The sequence below is a fragment of the Mycobacterium sp. genome, assembly GCF_965230835.1.
Taxonomy (GTDB): Bacteria; Actinomycetota; Actinomycetes; order Mycobacteriales; family Mycobacteriaceae; genus Mycobacterium.
Map to the genome: position 1 here is coordinate 91,434 of NZ_CBDDLW010000002.1, position 20,196 is coordinate 111,629.

Below are 20,196 nucleotides of genomic sequence, written 5' to 3' on the forward strand. Positions count from 1 at the left end.
CCCGGGCATGTTGACTTGCCCGTGCGTAGCCGCGCCCAATACCGTCGGGAGTGTTGGCTGGAGGTCGGCAACAAAGACGTTGCGCCGAAGCAAGCCCGCCAGTACAACGACAGTTTGCGTGTTCATGACAAGAACGCGTCTGGGGGGCTCGGTAGATCTCCGCCAGCACCTAACGAGGGAGCGACCGATGCCGGACGTGCAACAAGTCAGCAAATCCCGCCTCGGTCAGAGCGAGGGCACCTCCGGTACCCGCAGCACGCGGAGGTTTGATCGGTTGGAGCCGATCATCCGACACGACCTGCCGGCATCAATCGTGGTTTTCCTGATCGCACTGCCACTGTCGGTAGGTATCGCGATCGCGTCGGGGGCGCCGGTGCTCTCCGGCCTGATCGCTGCGGTTGTCGGCGGGATCGTCGTCGGCTTCATCGGCGGGTCGCCGCTGGCGGTCAGTGGCCCCGCGAACGGCATGATGGTCGTTACCGTCGGGCTGATCGCCCAGTTCGGTTGGAAAGTGACATGTCTGATCACCGTGGCCGCCGGGTTCCTGCAGCTCATCTTCGGGCTCAGCCGGATTGCTCGAGCGGTGCTGGCAATCTCTCCGGTCGTCGTACACGCGATGCTGGCGGGCATCGGAATCACTATCGCACTTCAGCAAACACACGTATTGCTGGGCGGCGCATCCCATACGTCATCGTGGGAGAATGTCGTTGAACTGCCCGCGCAGATTATCGACTCACACAAGCCCGGAGTGTTCCTAGGGTTGTTGGTGATTGCCACAATGATCGCCTGGCGCTGGGCCCCAGCGAAATTGGCTGCCATTCCGGGTCCGCTGGTCGCGATTGTGATAGCAACTGTTATCTCGGTGGTGTTCCCGTTCGAGCTGGCCCGGATCACGCTGACTGGATCGCCGCTGGACGCGTTCCAGCTGCCGGGCCTTCCCGACGGCAACTGGAGCGCCATCGCGATAAGCGTGGTCACCGTCGCCTTCATCGCCAGCGTCGAAAGCCTCCTGGCAGCGGTTTCGATCGACAGAATGCACCACGGAACACCCACCAACTTCAACCGTGAGTTGGCCGGCCAGGGCATCGCGAATATGACATCCGGGATGATCGGCGGCCTTCCGATCGCTGCCGCGATTGTTCGAAGCTCCGCCAATGTCCAGGCAGGAGCCCGAAGCCGCGCCTCGACAATCATGCACAGCGTGTGGATCCTCGTCTTCACGCTGTTCTTCGCCGGATTGATCCAACAAATCCCCACCGCCGCGCTGGCTGGTCTGCTCGTTTTCGTCGGAATCAGGCTCCTGCAACCGGCCCACATCGAAACCGCAATGCGCAACGGAGACTTGGCGATCTATCTGGTGACCGTCGCCGGCGTGGTGTTCCTCAACCTTATGCAAGGGGTGCTGATAGGCCTCGTGTTGGCCATCGCGGTGACCGCATGGCGGGTGATGTGGTTCAGGATCCACGCTGAGCCCGCTGGTGACGAATGGCGCGTCATTGTCGCGGGGGCTGGAACATTCCTCTCCGTGCCCCGGCTGACCCACGTGTTGGCTGGTATCCCTGAGGGCGAAACGGCGACTGTCATCATGTCCGTCATCTACCTCGATCACGCCGCGCACCAGGCGATTGCAGACTGGCAGGGACGGCATCAGGCAACGGGCGGGGTCGTACACATCCTCGGTGGAGTCCATACCGGCCATCGTGCGCGCCTGGCGATGGCCGATCTGGTTGACCCCGAAACGCCTGAACAGATGCCCAGGCTAGCTCGGGACACACAGGACGTGTGACGACGCTTTTCCTGCGGACTCTTGAGATTCCGTGGCCTGGATTCCGCATCATCTGGATTCCCGCGGCTAACAACCCATGACGCAGTGCGCGCTGCTCGAAGCGATCGGCCAATGACCCACACGAGCCGTGGCGAAGACTATGCGATGATCCACCTATGCGGCCCGCGCACTACCGGCCTTACTCTCGGTTCTACTCGCCAATTGCAATAGCGGTCTTCACTACTATCTGCACGCTTGCGGCCACCGCGCTATGCGTCAGCTGTTCACGTTCTCGGCCCGTCACTAGCCGCACGTCATCGGATCAGGCCAGCACCGACTCGCCATCGCTGCGGATATGCACCACTGGCGACTACCCACCGCTTTCACATCGAGATCCAGTAACTGGGCTTTACGCCGGCGTCGACATCGAAATGGCCCGCCACCTCGCGGGATACCTGGGACGGACTCCGAGATTCGTTGCGACCACATGGAAGTCGCTCATGACAGACATCGCGACACCAGGCAAGTGCGATGTCGCTGTCGGCGGGATCTCCAAGACACCGTCACGCGAGCAACTCGCTGACTTCACCCAGCCCTACCTGAACAGCGGGAAGACGCCGCTAGCCACCGTGTCCAACGCGGGCCGCTTCGTATCGATCGAACAAATCAATCGATACGGCGTGCGGGTGATCGAGAACGCCGGGGGCACCAATGAGCAGTTTGCTAGAACGAATTTTCCTAAGGCCACTCTCACCGTTTGGCAGGACAACACGAGCGTGTTCGATCAACTCATCGCAGGCAAGGCCGACGTCATGATCACCGACGCTATCGAAGCCGTCTACCAAGAAAAACAACATCCCGAGCTGCGCGCCGTGCACCCAGAACAACCATTCACGATCGACCACAAAGCCTACATGCTGCCCAAGAGAAGCCAACTGACCGAACAGACAAACCACTGGCTCAACCAAGCCCTCGCCGACGGCACCTTCAGCCACCTCTACAATCAATGGATTAAATAGCGGCACAAAAGATCTCCACCAATGCCCCGACATCAGCCCGCGGTGGGACGGGCAGATCAAATCCGAATATGCCTGGTGAATGCGCTCGCCAGAGTTTGCCGCAACCAGTGATACTCACGCTGATGGCGACATCGCACCTCATCATGTGAATAGAGCATCGCGGCCACGTCAGCTGATGAACCGAAGTCACCTGGATAGCAGATCATTATGGGTGGTTGTGGTGGTCGAATGCCGAAGGCAGCCGGTTTTGACGTACCCAGGCGTGGTGTAGCTTGCCTATCTCGGTCGTGGGTTCAGCGACACCGTCCATGTCGTCAGCGATCGACCGACCAGGCAGAGTCGCCTGCAGACCGACAAACAGAGCGGTGATGGCGAACTGAGCCCGAACAAGGAACGCAAAATGCTCAGGTATCGTCATCTTGCTGTGAATATTATGGTCAGACGAACCGAAAACTCGTCGAATCAACCTGGCCATATTGTCGGGGGTGTAGGTGACCGGCTGCGATGCGCCAATAACTTCCGCGAAGATATCGGCCCACCAATCCTGGAGCTGGCCAGCTGTGATAGCAGCATCAGCGTCGAAAAAGCCGACCTGAGACATCAAGTCGCGGGCATCCACACGCCGGTCATCGAAGACGGCGCGGACCATCTCGACCCATCGCCGACGCTGCAACTCCGGAACAACCTTGACACACCCATAGTCGAGAAATCCCACCGTGCCATCAGCGTGGAAACGATAGTTGCCCGGATGCGGATCAGCATGCAACAGATTAGCGTGGCGTAGCCCACTGTAGAAGAAGCGCCGAACGACTTCAGCCCACACATTTTTCAAATCCTGATCCGCACGTTGCGCTTGAGCCCACCCCATCCCATCCAGATAGGTCATCGTCAAAACCCGATCCCCAGACAACTCCGGAACCACATCAGGAATACGAAAAAACGGATGACCCCGATAAAGCTCACTAAACGCCGTAATCATCGCCGCCTCACGGCGATAATCGACCTCCTCACGAATCCGCGCCGCCGCCTCACGCGCCAACGCACGGATATCAATCTCAATATTAGAAGCCGCCGTGACAAACCGAACAAACGTCGCGATCAACTCGGTATTAGCCAAATCATCACGAATCGCCCGACCCACCCCGGGATACTGAATCTTGACCGCAACCTCACGACCATCACGCAACCTGGCACGATGCACCTGACCAATCGACGCCGCCGCCACCGGCTCACTCGCAAAATCAGCGAAACACCCAACAGCACCACCCAACTCAGCATCCAAAATCTCACCCACCAACCCCGCACCCATCGGCGGAGCCTCAACCTGCAACCGCGACAACGCTTTCTGATACGGCAAAAACCCACCACTGCCCACCGCGCCAGCATCAATCATCGACACCAACTGACCAGCCTTCATCAACGCACCACGAGAACGACCCAACACCTCCACATAACGATCAGCAGTACGCTGATGAAAACGCGCCGCCGAAGCGCCACCACCAGCCCGATCACACAACACATCAACCAGCCGACCCCCAGCCACCCGAGCGGTCAACCCCACCAACGGCAACATCCGCCGAATCCGCCCACACGGAACTGGCACATCCTGATACGGCATGGAAAGCTCCCCCGGAGCTATCAAAACAAGTAAAGTGGGCGGTTCTAAAACATAAGCGATCATTTTGGAGAGGTCAATGCCGGCAACCGCGCCGACCCGAGAACGCCTCGTCAACGAAGCAATGCGCCTATTCAGCGCCAAAGGATTCGACGCCACCAGCGTCTCCCAAATCGAAGCCGCCGCCGGACTAGCACCCGGATCAGGGGCACTGTATCACCACTTCAAATCCAAAGAAGCCCTGCTCGACGCCGGCATCGACCGCCAACTCGACCGCCGCCAAGCCATGCACCACATCCGCGACATGTTCGCCGGACTCTGCAACCTCGACGCCGAACTCACCGTCCTCGGCCGCTACCTACTCGCCGTCGTCGACCACGAAAACGAACTCCTACAAATCGCCGTACGCACCACAGCCGGACGATCACCACGACTCGACACCGCCTACGCAGCCCTCGTCGACGGACTCAACGCCGAACTAACCGACTGGATCAACGCCTGGGCACCCAACCTCACCCAACAACAATGCACCGTCCTAGCCGCACTCGGCATCAACAGCATCCTCGGCGCCCGCCTCGCAGCAAGCCTCTTCCACCAACCCAACACCCACATCCCAGACACCGAATACCTCACCGAATGGACCGCAATCCTCACCGCCCGCATCCAAGCCCTCTCAGAACCCGGCCCAACATAGCCTGCCCCTGACCCGCCAGACCGCAAGGCCAAATGCGACCTGCGGCGCCCGTCGCCGTCCGAGTGCAGCAGCCTGCGCAGTGGTCCCGCCCAGGCCGGATCGAATGGGCGCTAACGTGGTTCCCCGTGAGTCTGGGAGCGATGCCCAATCCACTCGAGGAGCTGACACTCGGGCAGCTACAAAGCCAACGCACCAGCATGAAGTGGTGCACGCACCCGGCCGATGTCTTGCCGCTGTGGGTCGCAGAGATGGACGTGCGGCTTCCGTTGTCGGTTGCTGATGCCCTGCACCGAGCTGTCGACAACGGCGATACCGGATATCCCTATGGCACCGGATACGCAGAAGCATTCAGTGAATTCGCCTCGCAACGGTGGCAATGGCAGGACATAGACGTCAGCCGTGCAGTCGTCGTACCCGACGTCATGCTCGGAATCGTTGAAATCCTTCGCCTAGCCACTGACCGCGGCGACACCGTCATCGTCAACTCTCCTGTGTACCCGCCGTTCTATGCTTTCGTGTCGCACGATGGCCGCCGAGTCTTGGAAGCTCCGCTGGGCGACGATGGCCGGATCGACTTCGACGCGCTCGAAGAAGCGTTCTCCCAGGCTCGTGCTTCAAGCGGGCACGTCGCATATCTCCTGTGCAATCCGCACAATCCGACCGGCTCGGTGCCCACCGCCAACGAACTGCGGGGTGTCGCGCAACTTGCGCGGCAGTTCGGAGTCCGAGTGGTTTCCGACGAGATTCATGCCCCGCTGGTGCCGTCCGGTGCACGATTCACCCCGTACCTGAGTGTCGCGGGCGCAGAAGATGCTTTCGCGCTGGCATCAGCGTCCAAGGCCTGGAATCTTTGCGGCCTTAAATCCGCGCTGGCCATTGCGGGGCCTGATTCCGCAGCCGAACTTCGACAGATGCCGGAGGAAGTTGGCCACGGCCCCAGCCACCTGGGCGTTATTGCGCATACCGAGGCATTCCGGACCGGGAGCGGCTGGCTCGATGCGCTGCTACGCGGCCTAGACGACAACCGGACGTTATTGGGCGATCTAGTCACCGAACATCTTCCCGGGGTGAGATATCAATGGCCGCAAGGCACGTATCTTGCGTGGTTGGATTGCCGCGAACTCGGCTTGGAGCAACCGGTCGGCGAGGAAGCCGTCAAGGGCCTTTCAGCGGTCTCTGATCTTGCCGGGCCCGCCCGGTGGTTCCTCGACCACGCCCGAGTCGCTCTCAGTTCGGGACACGCGTTCGGAACAGGCGGCGCCGGTCACGTTCGGGTAAATTTTGCAACCTCGCAAACTATTCTGATCGAGGCCGTTAGACGAATGGGTAGGGCGCTTCGCGACCACCGTTAGCCACGAAAGACAGCAAGCACCGGCGGCTGCACCGCTTTCAGGCGTCAATGCGCCGATTGCCCACGTCAATCTCTCGCTAGAGCCAACGCAGCGGCCGCTAGCCGAACTATTCTCTGTTGAGAGAAACCACCTGGATGAATCGCATCGGGGCGTTAAGCCGGGAGGCGGCAATGGGTGCGAACGGCAAACGGCCACGGCCATTCTGGCGACCGGCCCTGCCGTCAGCGGCGCGGACCCGAATCATGGGCTGGGTGCTGCTACTCGTGATGGCGGCTCTGGTCATCGTCACGTTTGTGACGTGGCGGCTACTGGTGGAAGTCACCGACGCCCGAATGGACCGCGTGCTGCGGGTCGAGATCGAAGAGTTCACCGAGTTCACCGCGCCCCGGGTCAACCCTGGTACCGGCCATCCATTCAGCAGCGTCGAAGAGATGATCAGCGAAGCACTCGCGTACAACGTCGCGCGTCCCAACGAGAAATTCCTCGGCTACATCGACGGTGAGTACTTCACTCAAAGTAGACAGGAACCAGAATTCCCCGAAGTTCTGGCTCAAGACCACGCATTCGGTGACCTGTTGGGATCGGTCGCCAAACCCACCAGAGGCCGCTACCGGCAACCTGCTGTCGGCGAGGTCCGCTACCTCGCGATGCCCGTGACCTTGACCGGCGACTCCGCACGAGGTGTCATCGTCGCCGCATACCTCGGTGACGCAGAACGCGCCGACGCCAACGGTGCCGCCAAGCTGATGTTGGTGGTCGGTGCGGCCACGCTGCTGGGCGCAACCGCGGCGGCGTGGCTGGTAGCCGGCCGGATCCTGCGGCCGCTGCGTGACGTAGCCGAGACGGCCCGCCGCATCACCGACTCCGACTTGTCCCAGCGCATACCCACCCGCACCGGCAGCAAGGGTGACGAACTCGACGACCTGGTCCGCACCATCAACTCGATGCTCTACCGGGTGGAGTCCGGTGTTTCGGCACAGCGCCGGTTCATCGACGACGCCGGCCACGAACTACGAACGCCAATCACCATCGTGCGCGGCCACCTCGAGGTGCTCGACCCCAACGATCCGGCCGACATCCGCGCCACCACCGCACTAGTGGACAACGAGTTGGTGCGGATGAACCGGATGGTGTCGGACCTGCTGCTGTTGGCCCGCTCCGAGCAACCAACGTTCCTACACACCAAGTCCGTCGACGTCGCCGCCCTCACCCGCAACGTATTCGAGAAGGTAGCCCAGCTGGGCGACCGCAATTTCATTCTGCAGTCGGTCGCTGAGGTAACTGCGGTGCTTGATCCGCAACGGATCACCCAAGCCCTTGTGGCGCTGGTAGACAACGCCTGCCACTACACCGAGAACGGCGACCGGGTGGGCATCGGTTCTAGGTTGGCGGGCAAATGGTTGCGGTTCTGGGTGACCGACTCGGGGGCCGGGCGTCAACGAGGCTGACCGGACGCGGATCTTCGAGCGCTTCGCCCGCGGCAGTGCGGGCGGTCATCGCTCAGACGGCGCCGGGTTGGGACTGAGCATTGTGCACGCGATCGCCGTCGCGCACGGCGGCCATGTAGACCTCGACAGCATACCCAGCCAGAGAGCCACCTTTACGCTCGTCGTCCCCTTCCACGCGGGAGAGCCATGGCCCGCATCCTGATTGCCGAAGATGAGCCGCGGATCTCGGCGTTCATCGATAAAGGCCTGTCCGCGTACGGATTCGCGGTCACCGTCGTCACCGACGGGCAGTCGGCCTACGACTATGCCGTCAGCGGCGACTTCGATCTGATGATCCTAGACATCGGGCTGCCCCGCATGGACGGCTTCGCGGATTGCGTAAGCTGCGCGCGCAGCGCACCCACATTCCGGTCATCATTCTCACCGCCCGCGACAGCGTCCAGGACACAGTTGCCGGCCTGGAAGGTGGCGCCGACGACTACATGCCGAAACCGTTTCGGTTCGAGGAACTGCTGGCCAGAGTGCGACTTCGGTTGACCGACGAGCGCACGGCCGAGCTGACTGTGTTGTCGTATGGGGGTTTGCAACTCGACCTGCGTACCCGGCGTGCCAGCATCGACGACCGCACTGTTGACTTGTCCGCGCGCGAGTTCGCGCTTGCCGAGACATTTCTTCGGCATCCAGGTCAGGTACTCTCCCGCGAGCAGCTGCTGAGCCGTGTTTGGGGTTATGACTTCGATCCAGGCTCCAATGTCGTCGACGTCTACGTGCGCTACCTGCGGCGCAAGCTCGGCGCGGAACGGTTCTCAACACTGCGCGGTATGGGGTATCGGCTCGAAGAGGTGCCCTGAAACAACGGCGCCCGACGCCAGCAGACAGCCGTCGTGATCGCGACAATCCAGCCGCGGCTGGCATGGGCGAATTCGATGCTACGCCCGGGGCCGCGGCGCACCCACCAAATGTCTTGAATTCCAACGAGCTGGCCGGAGCCGTCGCCTCAGCGGGACCGAAGCCGAACGGCGGCTCTATAGCCGAGCCTTGGGCCCAACTACGGTGCCGCGGCCCTGGTGTGGCGCCAATCCTCGAACAACAGCTTGCATCCAAGCCAGCCAAAGATGAGAGGGAACACGAAGTACTGGTATTGGGTCCATAACAGAGCCAACAACGTATCGGCAGTACCACCAGCCATGTTGTGAAAACCACCGAAGACTTCGCTGAACGAGAAGATGAAAGTCGCCACGACCGGCTCTCCGGCCCCGAGAACCGGGATCAGGTAACGCAACGCAGAACGTTTCTTGTTGAGCCGCCAGAAGGCGACGGCACTGGCGAGGTTGACGAATGCGTATATCTCAAGAGTGAAAAACGTCGAATTGTGGTTGACCGTGCGCAGATCGACCGAACCGAATGACGCAAGATCCCACCAGTACATGTGCAAGATGTTCTCGCGCATCCACGACGTTTGGGCGATGACATCGTTCAATGTATGAAGATCGTGAAAAACGAAGGGAGAGAATATTACCCATGGAATCTCCCACAAAAGGTTCGTCATCACATAGGAGACGATCCATACCACGATGCACTCATGAAAGAGTGCCTTGCGTGGTCGCTGTCGGGCGCCCGGCAGCAAGAGCGGGATAATCCATCCGTTGAGCCAGATGCTGATGCCATACAGGGAAGCTTTGGCGCTGGTGGTGAAGTCAATCGCGCCCATATAGAACAGCGTCGCGAACACACCGGTCGCGCCCCAGAAGACAGCGGTCCAGATACCGAAAGCTCGCCACGTCGTCAGCGACACGCGACGCTCCTCGGCCGGGACCGCTGCACCCTGATCGAGGCCGACGTTCGTCAGCACAGTCATGCGCAGCCAACAATCGGTGCTATTGGCGCTACGACCTCACCAATGGCGGCGCTGGCGTGCACCGGTTCGTCCGTCATTGCGCCTCCCACGGCTTGCTGTTGTCGAAATATCGACATACAGTTCGATATTATGACGGTTACAGTAGCTTCGGCTTCGGTGCGCAGTCAAGGATTGTCACCGCCAACCGAGCGGGTCATCTCTGTTCTGGAGCTACTCGGACGCAATCCGACCAAGCAGTTCTCATTGGCAGAGATCTGCCGCACACTCAACATCAGCCGAGCTACCGGGCACGCCGTCCTGACCACATTGACAGCCCGTGAGTGGGCGGTCCGGGATCCCGCCACAGCGCGCTACACATGGGGGCCGGCCATCGCCGCGCTGGCTAGACCACAAAGCACCCAGTTGCACCGGGCTGACCTGCAGGCACTTGCTAACGACAGTAAGACACAAGTTGCGCTGGCTCGACGAGAAGACACCACGCTAGTAGTCATCGACACCGTTGGAGAGTGCCTGCGCGGCCCCAGGATTGACCGCGGAATGCGGACACCGTTCGTAGCTCCGATCGGACGCGACTACGTCGCCTGGTGGAGCGTTGATGCGCAACAAGACTGGTTACAAGCAATCGGAACACCAAGCGATCAGTTTCGTCAGCGAATGATAAAGGTATTCAGCGAGATTCAGAAACGTGGATTTGTTGTCGAACGACTCACTCGTCAATACGTGCGTGTCTACACGGCACTACGAGCGCTCAGCGCCGACGGTGAAGTCGACGAGATCACCACCCAGCTGGCACGCGCCTATGCCGACCTCGCGGTCATCGACGTTCTTGACGACGAACTGGCCAACGGTACAGCCCACAACGTCGCCACGGTGTCCGCGCCAATCCGCAATCCCGATGGCGCCGCGGAGATGACGGTCATGGCGGCAGTCTTCACCACTGTCGACGGAGCCGCGATCCGAGCGCTGGGCGAGCGAGTGCGCCAGGCTGCGCAAAGCATTGAACAACGAATTGCGCGCTACGGCAACGTCGCTGCGCCACTTGGGGAAAGCCCGACAACGAAGACAACCAGTCAGAGACATTCATCTATGCCAACGCAGCGGATGCGGCTCAGAGGCCGAACTGATCGTCGATGACGCCGAGCCAGATCTGCGCTGCGTCGATGGCGACCTTCTCACTGATGAAAGCGTGCTGGGTTCCGGTGTACATATCCCGGAACGCTCGTTCGAGGCGACTGCCCTCACGGATCGAACTGCTTCCTGCGACTAAGTGCGCCCACTCCGCGCAGCTTCGGGCTGTATCTGTCGCGTAAACGGCGGCCGCGCGCATATCTGCGCGCAAAGCCGGTGTCAGATCCGCACCAGAGGCAACGAAAGCTTCGGCAGCGGTGAAGTTGTCGAGCACCAGCAGACGAGCAGCCCGCCAGGCCGCCACATGGTGCGCAAGCCCCTTCTGGAAGGTCGGGCGACTGGCTAAAGCCGCCATATCGCTCATCCGGTACTTCGTCGCAGCCAGCTCGGTGACATCGTCGAGCATGCTCTTGGCGACACCGAGTGCCCACGATGCGTGACCCGCAGCGGTGACCGGCATCAATCCCATCCGAGTGGCGGGTGAGCTGCCCCGGCACGGCTCGCGAACGAACAACGGAAACGTCCGGGTCACCGGCACGAATACGTCCTTGGCACTGTAGTCGTAAGAACCAGTTCCCTTGAGCCCCTGCACATGCCAACCATCGTTGAACACAATTTCGGCCCGCGGGACCACGGCTACCTGCATGTCGGGGATGCCTTCGCTGACCCATCTCATTTCGCCGTCGACCATCGGGAAGAACCCAGCCGCGACATACTCCGAATGACCGGTTCCTGAGCCGAAACTCCACGATCCACTCAACCGGTAGCCACCCTCGACGACAGTCCCGTTCCCATTCGGAAAGAACTGGCCACCCATCGTCACGTGGTTGTCGTGAGCGGTGAACACCTCGGCGAAGCCTTCGTCAGGCAGGTACGTCGCGGCCGCAAACGACGACGGCAGATTCGCGATTCCGATCCAGCCGAACGAACCATCCTGCCAAGCCATTTCGATGAAAGTCTCGATCATCTCGGCAAACGACGGTTCGACACCGCCAGCCACCACAGGGTTGAGCGCCGACATCAACCCCGTCGCCCACATCTCGTCGACAATGGCGCCTGTGAGTGTGCGTATCCGCTCGGACTCACCGGCCTGCTCAGCCACGAGCTCGCGCATCCCCTGCGCCAGCGCGACGACCTGGTTACCCGATTCGGCTACCGACATCATGGGTGTTTCCTATCACCGATCGCGGCCGTAGACCATCACAGCGGGAAGCCGAAAAGCGCCACAACCCCATGGTCACGGCCTGCCGTATAGCCGCCGTCAACGCCGATGGCTTGACCAGTAACGAAGGAAGCGTCCGGCGAGAGCAGAAACGCCGCCATGGCTGCGACCTCCTCGGGCCGGCCCAGCCTCTGCAAAGCATGCTCCTTGGTGATCGAAGCCGCCGGAGCCTCCATAGCCGCCATTCTGAAGACGCTATCGGTCATCGGCGTGCCAATGAAACCGGGGCAGATCGCGTTTGCTCGGATGCCGCTCGGCCCGTAGTCGAGCGCGATGTTCTTGGTCAACAGCACAACGCCGCCCTTAGCGGCATTGTAAGAACTACCGCCCGCTGTGCCTTCGAGACCCTCAATGCTGGCGAGAGTCACAATCGAACCGCGCTCGCCGTCAACCCGCGGTTGTTCGATCATTCTGGCTAGAGCTGCTTTCGCCACCACGAAGGTTCCGGTGAGGTTGATGTTGATCACCTGATCCCATCCGGCTTTGTCTAGCAGATGGACTGGGCCACCGCCGGCCACCCCAGCTGAGTGCACCACCCCGTCGAGACGGTCTGGCACGGCGGCTAGCACCGTGCCGACCGCGGTTTCGTCGGTCACGTCGGCCGTGACGAATGTAAACCGTGAACCGAGGTCCGGCGGAGGGTGCACGTCGGCGCCGACCACCGTGCCGCCTTCGGCAAGCAGGCGCTGGGCGGTGGCCAGACCGATACCAGATGCTGCGCCGGTCACGATGAACGTGCGGGAGCGGGCACGGTCAGCGCTGTTCATAAACGCTTTCCTTCCAACTGGTCAGACCCGAAATGCTGCGCACCTGCTATGTTCCGGTCTGCGACAAGCTCACCTCGTACTTGACCTTAATTCTCCGCTGCCGTAGCACAGCCTGCCAGAACCAGAGAGCCAGCCCAGGCTCGTTGGCTCGGCCAACCGACCGACGGCCTGCCGCACAAGTGCGATGATTGTTCGCCCAGGTCAACTTCTACCACGAGATCTCCTATCCGGCGGTAACCCCGTTCTCCGCGAACACGCTAAAACGTTGTTGATCCACCCCGAATGAGCGAATGGACCACAGCGGCGGCAGTATCGTGAGATGCATCCTGAAGCGTCCGACGTAGCGACGTCAGCCGCCGCGGATAGGGTCATCGATATCTATCACCGGCACGCCAGCGCCTGGTCTCGTGATCGTGGTGAGCGCCTGGTTGAAAAGGCTTGGCTGGATCGGTTTCTGGCGCTGCTTCCCGATGATCGACCCAGCGTGCTGGACATTGGGTGCGGAACCGGCACGCCGATTGCCAGCCACCTCATCGAACGGTGCTGCCAGGTCACCGGGGTCGACGCATCGAGCGCGATGATCATCATGTGTGCGGATAAATTCCCAGAACACGAATGGCACGTTGCCGACATGCGCGCGCTCGCCCTCAACCGCAAGTTCGCCGGAATTATCGCCTGGAACAGCCTCTTCCACCTGTCTAGGGCTGACCAACGTCGAATGTTCCCGCTCTTCGCGCGCCACGCCGCACCGGGGGCTGCCCTGCTGTTCACCAGCGGCCCGTCTGCGGGCGAGCGAGTCGGCACCTACCAGGGTGAAGCTCTCTACCACGCCAGCCTCAGCGGCAGCGAATACCGTTCCCTGCTGCACGACCACGGCTTCGTGGTGACTGCACACGTGGTGGCAGATCCGACTTGCGGCCATACTACGATCTGGTGCGCCCGACTTTGCTAGGCCGCGGCTACCACCCGATGCTGCCCTCGGCTCAGCCGGTACTGGACGTAGCCACGCCGCAAAGGCAGGCTTGCGGTGACGCCGAGAACTCCGCCACGCTAGCGACCCGAGGAGCACATCATGGATATCCTGAGAACCCCAGAAGCCCGCTTCGACAACCTCGTGGGCTACCCGTTCACGGCGCGGTACGTTGATGTGGCGGCCAGCGACACCCAACCACTACGGATGCATTACCTCGACGAAGGCCCGTCTGACGCCGCGCCGATCGTGCTGCTGCATGGCGAGCCCACCTGGAGCTATCTGTACCGCACGATGATCCCACCGCTCGTTGACGCCGGCAGCCGCGTACTGGCGCCGGATCTGATCGGCTTCGGCCGCTCCGACAAGCCCACCCGAGTGGAGGACTACAGCTACCTGCGTCACGTCGAGTGGGTGACGTCATGGTTCGAAAGCCTCGACCTTAACAACGTCACGCTGTTCGTACAGGACTGGGGATCGCTGATCGGTCTCCGCATCGCCGCCGAGCTGAGTGACCGGATCGCGCGCTTGGTGGTCGCGAACGGTTTCCTTCCCACCGCGCGACAACGCACTCCACCCGCCTTCTACGCGTGGCGCGCTTTCGCCCGATACTCCCCCGTGCTACCTGCCGGTCGCTTGGTCAACTTCGGCACCGTGCACAAAGTTCCCGCCGATGTGCGGGCTGGTTACGATGCACCTTTCCCTGACAAGACCTACAAGGCCGGATTTCGCATATTCCCGCAATTGGTGCCCACCTCACCCAACGATCCCGCCATTCCGGCCAACCGGGCTGCCTGGGAGGCCCTGGGCAAATGGGAGAAGCCGTTTCTTGCCATCTTCGGCTATCGCGATCCCATCCTCGGGAAAGCAGACCGCCCTTTGATCGAGCACATACCCGGCGCCGCGGGCCAACCACACGCCCGCATCAAGGCCAGCCACTTCATCCAAGAGGACAGCGGACCAGAACTAGCCCAACGAATTCTCTCTTGGCAACAGACCATGAACTGAATCGCATCTGGCACTACCAAAGGCTCGGCCGGACGCCACGCCGACAACCCAAGAACGACTCGTCACAGTTCGGCGGGCTAGCCGAGCTGTGGCCGGTCTGGCTATGGTGGCGGCTCGTCGCCGACACGACGGCCCAGACTACGGAAGCCGGCACCAGGTTTCTTGATGCCCAGCGCGAACGGCAAAGCGCCCAACTCGAACTTCAGCTTCGCCGCCAAGCTGCCACAAAAGCCTCTTTCTGGCGCTGTCGGTAGCACTTCGGACGTCGCGAAGTCGAGGTAAGCGGTGGCAGTTGGTCCGATACCTTCAAAGTCATGAGCCAGCGGTGTCAACAGAAGGCGCAGCGGCTCGCCGAGATCCTTTGCCACAGCTTCGGTCATCAGCACGTATTCCAAAACCGGCACCTCGTTCTTCAGCATGCGGTGTACGAGGATGACATCGACGCCGGCCAGCTCGACGCGACGTTTCACCTTCTGCTCAGCCACGTCTCCCTGGTGGACAACGAACTTCAGTGAAAGCTGGTCACGCTGGACACAACTTTCACAGTCACAAGGGTGCTCAATTTTCATTGCTTCGCGCCGGGCCAGAAACGACCGACGGATCATCGGAAGCCGTTCACGCACGATTACTTCGGCGTTGCCATCCGGCGCCCAGAAAAACGCCGCGTCACCCTCCAGCTTCGCCAGCTTCAGACCTTTTCCGGCATCGATTACCGCCTCAAGCAGCCCGGCGACCGTCTGCTGGGCGTGGGCCAGGTGCAAACGATTCCAACGCATGTAACGCGTGTAGCCGCCGATATCGGCAATAAGAAGAACGGCACGCCGGATGGCCATCAACTGAGCAGTCTAGTGCTGTGATTTTCCAAGGACGTCGCAGCGGTGCGGCGACCTACGTCGGTGCCCACAACGCTGAGATCCAGTGCATGGCCATCGACGAGTGCACAATATGTGCATGACCACCGCAGCACCCATTCACCGTGACGCCAACCAGACTGCCGCATACCGAATCGCAGCTCTTTTGATCGGCGTGGGTACCGCCCACTTCTTGGCGCCGAAACCGTTCGACGACATCGTCCCGGCCGAGCTGCCCGGGAACCCGCGCTGGTATACCTACGCGTCGGGACTCGCCGAAGTATCGATCGGAGCATTGCTACTTGTGCCAAGCGCCCGCCGACTCGGCGCATCGGCGGCTGTTGCGCTGTTCGTGGCCGTCTTCCCCGCCAACCTCAACATGTGCCGGTTGTGGTGGCGCAAACCCTGGCCGATGCGCATGCTCGCCGTGGCCCGGTTACCGCTACAGGTCCCGATGATCACTTCCGCGCTCAGAATCAGGCGCCACAGCTAGTCGGATCGAGCGGCCAAACGCATCAGATCGCTCGATGCCAGACATCAAGCGCCTTCTGCACCGAAACCTCCAGTGGCTGCGACGTGTCTATTCGGTACGCTTTGTCCCAAGCATTCTGTCGAGAAGCTAGGGCCGTAGCGATTTCAGGAGTAGCCTCAGAGTTACCCGCAGCCCGTGTCTCGATTCTTTCGCTGGCCATCTCGGCCCTCGCCGAACATATGAGTTCCATTACGGCCGAGTTCGTTTCACTCGCAATACGACGAGCGTGCGCACGAAGCTGCGGATCTTGCCAGGTACCATCGAGAATAACCGAATTCCCACTGCGCAAAGATAAGTCCGCTCGGCGCAACGCTGCTTGGTAAACCTTTGTGACGTTTTCCAGACTGTAGAGCCCAGTATCCAGAACACCTGGTTCTCCAGCGATGGCGCCTAACTCCTTGAGTTCCCGACGCACGTCATCAGTTGAGATGACCTGCGCTCCAACTTTTTCGGCGAGAGCACGCGCTAGCGTCGACTTGCCAGTGCCGGGATTTCCTCCGACGAGCGCCAGCCGAATTGCCCCATACTCGAGGTGCCGCGCAGCAATATTCAGATGCCGGGCTGCATCAGCCGCAGACTCCGATTTACCCTGCGAAAGCCGCACGTAGTCGACTTTCGCCCGAACCACCGCGCGATAGGCAATGTAGAAGTCCCGTAGCGAATGCGGCGCCGTATCAGCCGAGTACGCAGCATAGCGATCGAGGAAATAGTCACCGAGGTCTTTACGGCCCAAGAATTCCAAATCCATGGCCAGGAAGGCCGCGTCGTCGATGCGGTCGACGTATCGAAGTTCGTCATCGAATTCCAAACAGTCGAGCAGCGCAGGTTCTCCGTCTGCAAAAAAGATGTCGTCGGCGAGCAGATCAGCATGGCCGTCGACAATGCAGCCTTCCTCGATCCGGCGAGTGAAAACCTGCGCCCGCCCCGAAAGGAACTCGGCTGCCAAATGCCGGACCCGCTCGATCAACTCGGAAGACACCTCAGAACCCGGCACGCCTACTTTGCGGCTAAGCTCCGATAGATTCTCGCGCCAGCGTGAATCGATCGCGCCGACTTCGCCCTGGGCGCTGATCCTCGGACTTCGGTCGGCACGCTTGTGAAATTTGGCCAATACATCGGCGATAGCGTCCAGCACACCATGCACGGATGCATCGGACTGGCCGCGCGCAACCAACGATGCCAACCGATCATGGTCACGATATCGGCGCATGACGACCACAGGTTCGCTAGCTCCTCCGGTGGGGTCGCTGAGATGCGCGACTCCAAGATAGCTGCGCGCGGACAGTCGGCTGTTCAGCTCGACCTCCCGGACGCACGCGCGTTCACGCTGCTCGGTGGTGCGGAAATCAAGAAAGTCAGTCAATACCGGCTTCTTGGCCTTGAACACGCGATCGCCGGCAAGGAACACTACCCCGGTATGGGTTTCGTGCACATCGAAGCAAGGAACGACGTCCGTCGACGCCGACTCGGCGTTCCTGTCGATAGAAATTTCCCCCTCTATCGCGTTAGACACGTTGGTACGTTGAACATTTCGCCATTCGCTCTTAGACAGGACGCGCCACGATAACCGGCGTGCGCAGCGAGTGAATGAGCGCGTTACTGACCGAGCCCAGCAGCATGCCAGCGAAGCCGCCTCGACCGTGACTGCCAAGAACGACCAGCTGGGCAGATTCTGACTGTTTAACCAACTGGCGCGCCGGGCCGGCGAACACAACAAGGCGATGCACCCGAACATCGGGGTAGCGCTCCTGCCAGCCTGCGAGACGTTCAGCCAGAATCCGCTCCGCTTCCGCCTTCACCGTCGGCCAGTCCAAGCCCGGGATTTCGACCGCCTCAATATCACTCCACGCGTGGACTGCTCTGAGCTCAGCCCCCCGACGCGACGCTTCATCGAACGCAATCGCCGTCGCAAGCTCCGAGACCGGCGAGCCATCAATACCCAACAGCACGGGAGCTCGTTCCGGATGAGCCGCGTGCGGCTGGGGCGAATCGTCCTCCCGAATGACTGCGACAGGGCAGCTCGCCCGCCGCACCACAGCAGAGCTAACCGAACCCAGCAAAACCCGGGCGACCGCTCCGCGCCCATAACTGCCAACGACTATCATCTCGGCGTCTTCGGAAAGTTCAACCAGCGTCGGCACCGGAGGCGAACACCGCAGCTCGGTCTTGATAGCAATCTTCCGTCCGGTCTTCACAACATCTTCGGCGATCTTGGCCGCGTGTTCGAGAACCTGGCGCCCATCCTCTTCTTGCCACACCGCGATTCCACCTGAAATCGGCATCTCGGGCCACGCCGGCACCGTCGAGTGAACCATATGAACCAAGGTCAATGGGATATTCCGCATGGCTGCATCACGCGCCGACCAACAGACCGCGGCATTAGATGCAGCCGATCCATCGACGCCGACGACAATGCCGCGTCCTTTCACGGGTCCACTCATCTCGTTCTCCCTCCATCACCGAAAACACTATCCAATCGGCTGCCTCCGGTGGCGTCTTAGGACTGGTGTAAAAACGCTGGGCGCATGTTCCTGGTGGTCATGTTACGCGGCGGTGGTGTCGGTCGTGGTTGTTGTGGTGGGGGGATGCAGTGGGCGGGGTGGCTCGAGCAGTTGGTGGCGTAGTTCTTGGAGGTGGCGGCTGGTCGCTGATGTTTGGGTGACTCCGCGCCAGCCGCGGCTGGCGCGGTCGAGGACGGCCCATACCAGCGACAGACAGCTGGTTTCGCCGGGTAGGCGGCCGATGACCTTGACCCGGCGACGGGATTCTCCGAAGGTGCGTTCGATGAGGTTGGAATGGCGGATGCGTGTCCAGTGTTGGCGGGGGAAGCGCAAATGCACGCTCAGCGAGGCGAAGTCGTTGGCCAGGCAAGCGACCGCGGCTGGGTAGAGCCCGCGGTATGTGGTGGTGAACTCCTCGGCGCGGCGGGTGGCTTCATCCACGGCCTGCTGGCCGGGTGGCTGGTCAATGTCATCGAAGATCGACCAGAACGCGGCTTTGATCTCGTCCTGGACCGCGACAGGTGTCTTGGCGATGACGTTACGGCAGCGATGGATCAGACACCGCTGACGCAGGCTTGCCGGAAACGTGGTCTCCCATGCGGCGATCAGGCCCGGCGCCCCGTCGGAGATGCCCAGTAGCGGCGGGCGTAGTCCCCGGTTCCTCAGGTCAGCCAAGAAGCCGGCCCACGCATCAGCCGACTCCGCTGCGGCTGGGGCCAGCCCAATAAACAGGGGCTTGCCGTCGGTGCAGATGCCCCAGGCGGCCAGCACCGGCTCGGCCGGGGCGTTGGGATGCATCCGAAAGTTCGAGGCATCCAAGAACAGGTAGTCCAACACCAGCTCATCAAGGCGTCGAGACGACCACGCAGCGAACTCGTCTTTGATGGCCGCACAAATCCGGCTCACCGTCGAGCGCGACAACGCCGCCTGCGAGCCCAGCACCTCGGCCAACGCGGCCTCGATGTCGCGATCCGACAAACCGCGCACCCATCCCGAAATCACCAACGCCTCCAGAGCGTGGGTGCGCGTCACCCCGGCACCGAATAGCCGCGAACAGAACCACTCGTCGGTGTCGCGTAGTTTCGGGCGGCATAATTCGACCGAGCCCATCGTGGTCTTCACCGTCGCCGGCGGTTGATACCCATTGCGGTACCCGCCCGGGCCGTCCTGAACCCGACGCTGGTGACGGGCTCGGCCCAACACTGCTTCTACCTCGGCCTCCACGGCGACCTGAAACACCAGACGCACCGATAACCGCCCGACCTCCTCCAAAATCTCGGTCAACGGCCGCTCGGTCGCGGCGAACAACTGATCCATCTCAACACGCACACGCTCAATCGGCGATACTCGCTTGGTCACGGGCGTAGCCCCTCCTTCATAGCTTTCGTCGGTTGCGACGGAACCTACGCCCGTGACCATTTACACCAGCGATGAGACGCGACCCTGCCTCCAATCGTGGGGCTTTA

General features: G+C 61.3%; 18 protein-coding genes and 1 pseudogene. 11 read left to right on the forward strand and 8 right to left on the reverse strand.

What is annotated here, in order from left to right; translation table 11 throughout:
* Positions 1-187 precede the first annotated feature (187 nt).
* Both ACO07W_RS00995 and ACO07W_RS01000 read left to right on the forward strand, forming a co-directional pair.
* Positions 188-1,786 (forward strand): SulP family inorganic anion transporter, encoded by a 1,599-nt coding sequence (locus tag ACO07W_RS00995; protein ID WP_421840140.1) that lies wholly within the window; start codon positions 188-190, stop codon positions 1,784-1,786.
* A gap of 155 nt (positions 1,787-1,941) precedes the next feature.
* The gene (locus ACO07W_RS01000; protein ID WP_421840141.1) at positions 1,942-2,784 is read left to right on the forward strand and encodes a transporter substrate-binding domain-containing protein; all 843 of its coding nucleotides are present in this window, start codon (positions 1,942-1,944) and stop codon (positions 2,782-2,784) included.
* A gap of 205 nt (positions 2,785-2,989) precedes the next feature.
* Here the strand turns inward: ACO07W_RS01000 and ACO07W_RS01005 are convergent, their stop codons facing one another.
* A complete protein-coding gene (locus tag ACO07W_RS01005; protein WP_421840142.1) occupies positions 2,990-4,402 on the reverse strand; it encodes an ABC1 kinase family protein in 1,413 nt (470 codons plus the stop codon).
* 76 nt (positions 4,403-4,478) lie between these two features.
* Between ACO07W_RS01005 and ACO07W_RS01010 the strand changes: the two genes are divergently transcribed.
* From ACO07W_RS01010 to ACO07W_RS01030, 5 genes and pseudogenes are all read left to right on the forward strand, one after another.
* Positions 4,479-5,093 carry a TetR/AcrR family transcriptional regulator gene (locus ACO07W_RS01010; protein WP_421840143.1) on the forward strand — a complete coding sequence of 205 codons (615 nt, stop codon included), beginning with the start codon at positions 4,479-4,481 and terminating at the stop codon, positions 5,091-5,093.
* A gap of 140 nt (positions 5,094-5,233) precedes the next feature.
* Positions 5,234-6,445: a MalY/PatB family protein gene (locus ACO07W_RS01015; protein ID WP_421845742.1), complete on the forward strand. Its 1,212-nt coding sequence runs from the start codon at positions 5,234-5,236 to the stop codon at positions 6,443-6,445.
* A gap of 116 nt (positions 6,446-6,561) precedes the next feature.
* The gene (locus tag ACO07W_RS01020; RefSeq protein WP_421840144.1) at positions 6,562-7,893 is read left to right on the forward strand and encodes a sensor histidine kinase; all 1,332 of its coding nucleotides are present in this window, start codon (positions 6,562-6,564) and stop codon (positions 7,891-7,893) included.
* A 10-nt stretch (positions 7,894-7,903) separates the two neighbouring features.
* On the forward strand, positions 7,904-8,095 hold the full coding sequence (locus ACO07W_RS01025; protein WP_421845743.1) for an ATP-binding protein: 192 nt from the start codon (positions 7,904-7,906) through the stop codon (positions 8,093-8,095).
* Positions 8,080-8,744 (forward strand): annotated as a pseudogene (locus ACO07W_RS01030) (response regulator transcription factor). The gene ACO07W_RS01025 and the pseudogene ACO07W_RS01030 overlap by 16 nt, the downstream one beginning before the upstream one ends.
* 197 nt (positions 8,745-8,941) lie before the next feature.
* Here the strand turns inward: ACO07W_RS01030 and ACO07W_RS01035 are convergent.
* A complete protein-coding gene (locus ACO07W_RS01035; RefSeq protein ID WP_421840145.1) occupies positions 8,942-9,751 on the reverse strand; it encodes a hypothetical protein in 810 nt (269 codons plus the stop codon).
* A gap of 129 nt (positions 9,752-9,880) precedes the next feature.
* Between ACO07W_RS01035 and ACO07W_RS01040 the strand changes: the two genes are divergently transcribed.
* Entirely contained in the window at positions 9,881-10,885 is a 1,005-nt protein-coding gene (locus ACO07W_RS01040; RefSeq protein WP_421840146.1) for a helix-turn-helix domain-containing protein, read from the forward strand.
* On the opposite strand, the gene ACO07W_RS01045 is transcribed toward ACO07W_RS01040, so the two are convergent.
* Together ACO07W_RS01045 and ACO07W_RS01050 are read right to left on the reverse strand one after the other, a co-directional pair.
* The gene (locus ACO07W_RS01045) at positions 10,860-12,044 is read right to left on the reverse strand and encodes an acyl-CoA dehydrogenase family protein (RefSeq protein WP_421840147.1); all 1,185 of its coding nucleotides are present in this window, start codon (positions 12,042-12,044) and stop codon (positions 10,860-10,862) included. The genes ACO07W_RS01040 and ACO07W_RS01045 overlap by 26 nt on opposite strands.
* Positions 12,045-12,079: 35 nt before the next feature.
* Positions 12,080-12,868 carry an SDR family NAD(P)-dependent oxidoreductase gene (locus tag ACO07W_RS01050; protein ID WP_421840148.1) on the reverse strand — a complete coding sequence of 263 codons (789 nt, stop codon included), beginning with the start codon at positions 12,866-12,868 and terminating at the stop codon, positions 12,080-12,082.
* Between the two features lie 319 nt (positions 12,869-13,187).
* Here ACO07W_RS01050 and ACO07W_RS01055 point away from each other — a divergent pair, with 319 nt between their 5' ends.
* Both ACO07W_RS01055 and ACO07W_RS01060 read left to right on the forward strand, forming a co-directional pair.
* The gene (locus ACO07W_RS01055; RefSeq protein WP_421840149.1) at positions 13,188-13,820 is read left to right on the forward strand and encodes a class I SAM-dependent DNA methyltransferase; all 633 of its coding nucleotides are present in this window, start codon (positions 13,188-13,190) and stop codon (positions 13,818-13,820) included.
* 120 nt (positions 13,821-13,940) lie between these two features.
* On the forward strand, positions 13,941-14,846 hold the full coding sequence (locus ACO07W_RS01060) for a haloalkane dehalogenase (RefSeq protein WP_421840150.1): 906 nt from the start codon (positions 13,941-13,943) through the stop codon (positions 14,844-14,846).
* Between the two features lie 101 nt (positions 14,847-14,947).
* On the opposite strand, the gene ACO07W_RS01065 is transcribed toward ACO07W_RS01060, so the two are convergent.
* Positions 14,948-15,679, reverse strand: coding sequence for a DUF2652 domain-containing protein (locus ACO07W_RS01065; protein WP_421845744.1), 732 nt, complete (start codon positions 15,677-15,679; stop codon positions 14,948-14,950).
* Positions 15,680-15,797: 118 nt separating this feature from the next.
* Between ACO07W_RS01065 and ACO07W_RS01070 the strand changes: the two genes are divergently transcribed.
* Positions 15,798-16,190, forward strand: a complete 393-nt coding sequence (locus ACO07W_RS01070) for a hypothetical protein (protein ID WP_421840151.1) — start codon at positions 15,798-15,800, stop codon at positions 16,188-16,190.
* Positions 16,191-16,212: 22 nt separating this feature from the next.
* Here the strand turns inward: ACO07W_RS01070 and ACO07W_RS01075 are convergent, their stop codons facing one another.
* The 3 genes from ACO07W_RS01075 to ACO07W_RS01085 all read right to left on the reverse strand — a co-directional run bounded on the left by ACO07W_RS01075 (position 16,213) and on the right by ACO07W_RS01085 (position 20,047).
* Positions 16,213-17,718 (reverse strand): AAA family ATPase, encoded by a 1,506-nt coding sequence (locus ACO07W_RS01075; protein ID WP_421845745.1) that lies wholly within the window; start codon positions 17,716-17,718, stop codon positions 16,213-16,215.
* A gap of 55 nt (positions 17,719-17,773) precedes the next feature.
* Positions 17,774-18,670, reverse strand: coding sequence for a universal stress protein (locus ACO07W_RS01080; RefSeq protein WP_421840152.1), 897 nt, complete (start codon positions 18,668-18,670; stop codon positions 17,774-17,776).
* A 102-nt stretch (positions 18,671-18,772) separates the two neighbouring features.
* Entirely contained in the window at positions 18,773-20,047 is a 1,275-nt protein-coding gene (locus ACO07W_RS01085) for an IS256 family transposase (protein WP_421845746.1), read from the reverse strand.
* Positions 20,048-20,196 lie beyond the last annotated feature (149 nt).